The organism is Roseovarius marisflavi (assembly GCF_900142625.1).
GTDB classification, from domain to species: domain Bacteria; phylum Pseudomonadota; class Alphaproteobacteria; order Rhodobacterales; family Rhodobacteraceae; genus Roseovarius; species Roseovarius marisflavi.
On the sequence record NZ_FRBN01000052.1, the window covers coordinates 1 to 5,842 of the forward strand.

Consider the following 5,842-nt stretch of genomic DNA (forward strand, 5'->3'; position numbering starts at 1 on the left):
GTCAAAACCGCGCAAACAGGCCGGACACATGACTGCTTCTGACAAATGCACAAATCTGATCAAAAATGTCTTGCTATGCAGGAGCCATCCACACAGGTCATTCGCTGCGCTTCCATTCTATGTCTCACATGCGGACAAAACCGACCTTGGATTGTTCACCTTCGCTGATGCAGCATTTTTTTTGCGAGTGCGGCAAGGCCCTTGTCGCAACGCAGCACAAGTCACCGAAGCGGTCATTGAAGGCAGCGATGATGGGTGTAACGATCACGTATACGGGGATCATTGTTCAGACCAACTATTCTTCTGAAGCCACTCCGGAAACGTATTTCGCACTGAACGCCTTTTCACCGAGCCGCTCAATCAAACTGAGCTGAAGCTCAAGCCAACCTTTGTGCCCCTCTTCGTCAAGTGCGATCTGCTCGAAGAGCGTCCGAGATCCGATATCACCCGTCTTCATTGCGTGCTGGGCGGCGGCGGTATAAAACTCGATTGCTTCCAATTCGTCGGCCAAATCAGATTTAAACATGCTAACGAGGTTATCCGCCTGGATAGGCTTTTTGTAGAATTCCAAATCGGGATTGCCGTTAAAGAACATAATTCTTGCCATAAAAAGATCAGAATGACCTAGTTCTTCGTGCATTTCTGCCCGCATTTGGGCGGCCAGTTTGTCCAGACCCCAATCATTGAGCACATGGGCATGTAGCTGATATTGATGTGCTGCCGTGAGCTCCATGTGCAAGGCTTTTTGGAGGTATTTCATTGTTTGATTATCTGGCATTTTAGCAACCTTTCTTACTTTGATTTACGGACACGATGATGGCTAGCAGACTTTGACAATATCACGTTGATGTAGGCCACGCCCGACCTACCCGATTACTCTTTCTCTGACTGAATGCTCGAAGCTCGATGCAATCTTCGAATCAAAACGATTAAGTGGCACACGCAGCACGGCGCGGCCTTGAGGGTCGGGTTCGGGAAGGCGCCCGCTGCGAATGTTGATCTGAAGCGCATAGAGCATTTGACCGGGAAGAGGCAGCGTGGCATCGCGAGCATCCCGCACGGAAATGAACTCTTCCTTTGTAGTACCGTCCTTGACGTGAATGTTGGACGCCTTGTGCTCCGCAACGGTTGCCATGCATGCCTCCGCGCGGCCGCCCTTGCCATAATCGTGGCCAACGAAAACGCGAGTCTGGCCGGGCAGTGCGAGGATTGCCTGCAGACTGTCCCATAGTTCAGACGAGGAGCCACCAGGAAAATCCGCACGCGATGTTCCGCTGTCGGGGACCATGAAAGTGTCATGGGCAAAAACCGCATCGCCAATCTTGTATGTGATGGAAGCTAGGGTGTGACCGGTCGAAAGCGATACCTCCACGTCGCACTTGCCGACTTTAAAAGTATCACCCGCGTTAAACAGGCGGTCCCAATAGTCACCGCGACCTTTCAGGCTGTCATCGGCGTAGAAATCCGACCAGATTTCCTGCACCTTCATTACCAGTTCGCCGATTGCCTGTTTGGGTACCCCGCCAAGTTTTTCCTTGAGATAAGCCGCTGATGAAAAATGATCGGCGTGCGGATGCGTGTCGAGCACCCATTCCACTTCAAGCTCCTCGGACTTCACGTAGTGCAGGATCTCGTCTGCACTCGCTGTCCAGGTCGCACCGGCTGCCGGATCAAAGTCGAGCACTGGATCGATGATGACAGCAGCCCTGGTGGCCGGGCACCACGCCACGTATTGCCAGGAACCAGTTGTCTTTTCGTAGAATGCCGACATTCGGGCTGCCGGTTTCGGTCGAACTGGGGAAAAATTGCATTTTTGTGCGTCTTTCTAAGATAGTTGCTTTCAGCCGATTGCTCTACAGACATTCACCAATGCGGATTGGCACGCATTATGACGCAGCTGGAATAGGTGAGTTGTGGTCAGTAGCATATGCTTTGGGGAAACTGGTTCCGGTGTCGGGTTTCCGCGCCACCTTCACTCGCTCCAGCCATGCACATGCACATCGCGCCCGGAATGGCCCTTCATGATCTTCACGGCGAGGGCTTCTCTTTCCTTGTCCCGTGTTCTGACCCACATCAGGATTCCACCGTGCCGGATCTGGTTCGCGTAGTACTCCTTATGATGCTTTCCAACGCGTCGCGCCAAAAGTGTGCCGATGACGGCGGCGGGGCTGCCGCCAATGGCGACGGCCGCAATGGAGGCCGCCAACGTACTCGCAGGTGTCAGCAATGCCGTCATCGCGATTGCTGAGCCCACAAAGAAAAACCCACCGGCGATGGCCCCTTCAAGTTCTCCAATCGCTTCTTCGGATACGAAATGAGCCCTAGGCGCTTTGGGATCGTCTTCAAGGTCGGACGAGCGCCAATAGGCTTTGCCAAGTTTCTCTTCCAGAGCTTCCTGACTACCAAGAAGGCTGATGTCCGAATGATGAAACCCAACCGAACGCAGATCGTAAAACGCAGCCTGTTGCGCTTCGAATGTATCAAAGACGCCGACTGCTTCTGGGATATTGATATAGGTGGTCTTGCTTTGGTCAGAGTTGATTTCTGGTTCGGCCATTGCGGTCTCCATTTCATTCGTGGCTATCGATTTTGTGTGTCACGATATGCAGTTGAGAAGCGAATGCATTGAGATGCATCAATGGGCGACGCCCGACCGTGCCCTACGATAACACAGAATTCGGGAATTCAGTTGGTGCATGATAGGCCAAAGCCAGAGATGGAACCCAGCTTGAACCAGAGGAGACGTTCAATGAACCACGTTACAAGAAAAGCTGCCGAGGACATACTTGGGGCTCTGGACGACAACGTTTTTGCCGCGATTGAAGCGACTGGCGCGGGTCTCGCAGATATCGCCGAGGCCAAGTCGTTGGCTGACGGTACTAGCGATGTTGCTGGCCAAGGCGAACGCGCAATCACAGGGCCGACGAAAGAGGTGCTGACGATCCTCAGTACGCGACCCGCATGATGGATGAACACCGCCTTGCCAAAGCCATTCTTGATCCGCCATCCGTGTTCGTTACGCCACAGGACGTTCTGACGGATGAACACCTTACGACGCCGCAAAGGATCGAGATACTGCGGCGATGGGAGTATGATGCCTGTGAGGTAAGTGTCGCCGAAGACGAGGGCATGCCGGCGCGAAATGGTGAAACACTGCAGCAAATTCTGCAGACCCTGCAAAAACTTGTTGGAGACATAGACTCAAGTGAAACGCCCCCCACCAAGCAGGGCGGCTTGTCCCGCGAGGCGCTGAAGCGCACAGACCGAAAGCCCTGAGGATTTGGCCGTTTCACCGGTCATCCCCTTTGCCTTGTGGGCAAGCCTGCTTGCCGGTCTCGTCACAACCATTGGGGTCCTGACTGTACGGCGCTTCAGCGATTGGGGCCGCCGAAATGCCGTCTATTTTGCCTGTTTCGCCGCAGGCGTCCTGATCGCGGTCTCTTTCCTGCATCTGATGCCAAAAAGCCTTGAGCTGAGTGGCGAAGGCCCGGTCTTCATGCTGACCGGCTACCTCGTGATGCACTTTTTGAACCGGTTTCTGACAACACAGGTGTGCGATAAACCAGCGACTGAAGACTATGCAATCGGCCTTGTTGCCATGTTTGGGATCGGGTTTCACTCTTTCGTTGACGGCGTGATGTACTCCGTCACGTTTACGGTCAGCGTTTTCACGGGCGTTGTGTCTGCACTCGGTATGGTGTTGCACGAATTTCCCGAAGGCATCATCACCTATGTCCTTTTGTTGCGCAGTGGATTTGGCGACAGGCAGGCACTTGTTCTTGCCCTTGTGTCGGCTGCCGCGACTACGCCCCTTGGAACCCTTCTGTCCTACGGCTGGATCAGCACCATCGATAAGCCGCTCTTGGGTAATTTGATGGCAGGGTCTGCGGGGGCGCTGTTTTATGTTGGTGCGACGCATCTGCTTCCTATGGCCGAACGCGAACCACGTAAATTGTCACTGGTCGTGTTGGGCGCGGGGATCGCGACGGCAGTGGGGATTACCACGGGCGCTCGCTAGGAAGCTCCCCTAGTTTTTTGCCCCGAACGGTGACTTTACGGTGCGGTCAAACCCGTATTCACCCAAACACGACGTCCAAGAACATCATGACCACCACCCCCACAATCAAGCCCGCGGTGGCCCCCTTGTGATGTCCGTGCCGATGCGTTTCTGGGATTATTTCATTGCTAATCACGTAGAGCATCGCACCAGCCGCGAAGGTCAGTCCCCAGGGCAGGAGAAGTTGCGAGGCACTCACCGCCACAACTCCGGCCAGGCCGGCCACCGGCTCGACCAGTCCGGTAGCGGCAGCAACGAGGAAGGCATAAGTTTTCCCGTAGCCCTCAGATTGCAGTGCCAGCGCCACCGCCAGACCTTCCGGCGCGTTCTGCAGCCCGATACCAAACGCGAGTGATATTGCAGCGCCCATATCGCCGCCTCCGAAACCAACGCCGACAGCAAGGCCTTCGGGGATATTGTGCAACGTGATTGCGATCACAAACAGCCAGATTTTCCGAACCGACGCGGCCTCTGGGCCTTCAAGGCCTTTGGTGAAGTGTTGGTGAGGGATCCGCTCGTCCAGAAAATAGATAGCTGCGGCCCCAAGGATAATGCCACCAACAGCAATCAGCGCCGGGACTGCTCCCGCACCATATTGCTCGGTTGAAATCTCGAGGCCGGGAATAATCAGCGAAAAGTAAGAGGCGGACAGCATAACCCCAGCCGCAAAGCCCAGCAAAATGTCGTTCAGCCTGCGCGAAACGGTCTTGCCAATCAAAATCGGCAACGCTCCAAACGCGGTCATCAGGCCGGCGGCGAGACTACCCAAAACTCCAAGTGCAATAACGTTCATCTTCATCCCGCCGTAAAATTGTTTGTGGCTAGGCTCTAAAAGCATGCAAAGCGTAGCGGAGCAGACCTCCGTTTCCGCCATCTGAACAGCGGGATATCTGCCTCTGCTGAGGCCCTCGCGATGCCAATTGCCTCCGATGTTGTGTTCAAGGTTAGTGCTGTAACGATATCCGCGCCTGCGGCTTTAAACGTATCTATCTGCTCTGCGTGGTAGGCTTTGGCGATTTCAGCAGTTAAGTCTTGGTTAGTTTTATAGGCATCTCCCTTCGGTCCGATGCAGCCGCTGACGACGGTGTTTTCTGCAGCCAAACCAGCCTCGGCAGCGCACTCGCGATAGAGTTCAAAACACTTGTGGTTCATTTCAGCGAGACTTTGGGTGGAGTACCCAAGCAAAGCGCCCCAGTCCCGACTTGCGCGATAGGTCAGGCTGTCGAAGATGAAAGCCGTTCCAAGCTTCACAGCGACATTCGCGAAAGCCGTGTAGTATTCTCGCAGGGCTGCGGCTGAACGGGGATCGTTCAGCAAATGAAATGCGCTGAATTCTGGCAGCTCAAACCCGCGCTTGTACATGAGCCATGTCTCAGTTCCGCCATCTGTCAAGAAAATGTCGTCCGACTCGTGCGGCAATCGGGGTGTTGTTCGGGTCATGTTGTGTTCCTGTCGTGTCAAATTGGTGTGTACCCAAATCGTAGGTTTTGCCTGCCACTTTTGACAAACGATCAAAAGTTGACTGATAGCATAGATTTTCTAAGGTATCGGTGATGACCAGACGTTTACCATCACTGAACCAACTACGCGCCTTCGAGGCCGCTGCCCGCCATGAGAGCATCAAAATGGGGGCGGACGAATTATGTGTGACCCCCGCCGCAGTTGGGCATCAAATCAAGGGGTTGGAGCTTGGTCTTGTCGCGTTTGCGTTCCGGCCTCTCAACTCATTTATGCGGCCTTTCGTTCAAAAGCCAAGGGGCTTTTGCCGCCGAGCGATGAGTGGCG

Annotated in this window: 9 protein-coding genes and 1 pseudogene; 5 read left to right on the top strand and 5 right to left on the bottom strand. The window is 54.3% G+C overall.

The genetic code is table 11. From position 1 onward, the window contains the following. A pseudogene (locus BUB78_RS21020) lies at positions 1-307 on the top strand (hypothetical protein); the annotation flags it as partial. On the opposite strand, the gene BUB78_RS19525 reads toward BUB78_RS21020, so the two are convergent. The 3 genes from BUB78_RS19525 to BUB78_RS19535 form a co-directional block, all read right to left on the bottom strand. Further along, a complete protein-coding gene (locus tag BUB78_RS19525) occupies positions 296-778 on the bottom strand; it encodes a bacterioferritin (RefSeq protein WP_073201045.1) in 483 nt (160 codons plus the stop codon). The pseudogene BUB78_RS21020 and the gene BUB78_RS19525 sit on opposite strands and share 12 nt — an antisense overlap. A gap of 87 nt (positions 779-865) precedes the next feature. Then, on the bottom strand, positions 866-1,771 hold the full coding sequence (locus BUB78_RS19530) for an MBL fold metallo-hydrolase (RefSeq protein ID WP_073201047.1): 906 nt from the start codon (positions 1,769-1,771) through the stop codon (positions 866-868). 201 nt (positions 1,772-1,972) lie between these two features. Next, a complete protein-coding gene (locus BUB78_RS19535) occupies positions 1,973-2,557 on the bottom strand; it encodes a hypothetical protein (protein ID WP_073201052.1) in 585 nt (194 codons plus the stop codon). 192 nt (positions 2,558-2,749) lie between these two features. Here BUB78_RS19535 and BUB78_RS19540 point away from each other — a divergent pair, with 192 nt between their 5' ends. From BUB78_RS19540 to BUB78_RS19550, 3 genes are read left to right on the top strand one after another with little or no spacing between them, the layout of a single operon-like run. Continuing rightward, entirely contained in the window at positions 2,750-2,965 is a 216-nt protein-coding gene (locus BUB78_RS19540) for a hypothetical protein (protein WP_139279414.1), read from the top strand. Then, on the top strand, positions 2,962-3,276 hold the full coding sequence (locus tag BUB78_RS19545) for a hypothetical protein (protein WP_220084051.1): 315 nt from the start codon (positions 2,962-2,964) through the stop codon (positions 3,274-3,276). The genes BUB78_RS19540 and BUB78_RS19545 overlap by 4 nt, the downstream gene beginning before the upstream one ends. Positions 3,277-3,280: 4 nt before the next feature. Beyond that, positions 3,281-4,018, top strand: coding sequence for a ZIP family metal transporter (locus BUB78_RS19550; RefSeq protein WP_220084052.1), 738 nt, complete (start codon positions 3,281-3,283; stop codon positions 4,016-4,018). A gap of 58 nt (positions 4,019-4,076) precedes the next feature. Here BUB78_RS19550 and BUB78_RS19555 read toward each other — a convergent pair whose 3' ends face one another. Then, positions 4,077-4,895, bottom strand: a complete 819-nt coding sequence (locus BUB78_RS19555; RefSeq protein ID WP_425442214.1) for a ZIP family metal transporter — start codon at positions 4,893-4,895, stop codon at positions 4,077-4,079. Further along, a complete protein-coding gene (locus BUB78_RS19560) occupies positions 4,886-5,497 on the bottom strand; it encodes a homocysteine S-methyltransferase family protein (RefSeq protein ID WP_245813601.1) in 612 nt (203 codons plus the stop codon). The genes BUB78_RS19555 and BUB78_RS19560 overlap by 10 nt, the downstream gene beginning before the upstream one ends. Before the next feature lie 113 nt (positions 5,498-5,610). Between BUB78_RS19560 and BUB78_RS20185 the strand changes: the two genes are divergently transcribed. Then, the coding region (locus BUB78_RS20185) for a LysR family transcriptional regulator (RefSeq protein ID WP_139279415.1) at positions 5,611-5,842 on the top strand (232 nt) is incomplete at its 3' end.

Excerpts from the sequence above, each read along its gene's own strand:
- BUB78_RS19530 (WP_073201047.1), bottom strand. The coding sequence starts at position 1,771 with ATGTCGGCATTCTACGAAAAGACAACTGGTTCCTGGCAATACGTGGCG.
- BUB78_RS19555 (WP_425442214.1), bottom strand. The coding sequence starts at position 4,895 with ATGCTTTTAGAGCCTAGCCACAAACAATTTTACGGCGGGATGAAGATG.
- BUB78_RS19535 (WP_073201052.1), bottom strand. The coding sequence starts at position 2,557 with ATGGCCGAACCAGAAATCAACTCTGACCAAAGCAAGACCACCTATATC.
- BUB78_RS19545 (WP_220084051.1), top strand. The coding sequence starts at position 2,962 with ATGATGGATGAACACCGCCTTGCCAAAGCCATTCTTGATCCGCCATCC.
- BUB78_RS19525 (WP_073201045.1), bottom strand. The coding sequence starts at position 778 with ATGCCAGATAATCAAACAATGAAATACCTCCAAAAAGCCTTGCACATG.
- BUB78_RS19560 (WP_245813601.1), bottom strand. The coding sequence starts at position 5,497 with ATGACCCGAACAACACCCCGATTGCCGCACGAGTCGGACGACATTTTC.
- BUB78_RS19540 (WP_139279414.1), top strand. The coding sequence starts at position 2,750 with ATGAACCACGTTACAAGAAAAGCTGCCGAGGACATACTTGGGGCTCTG.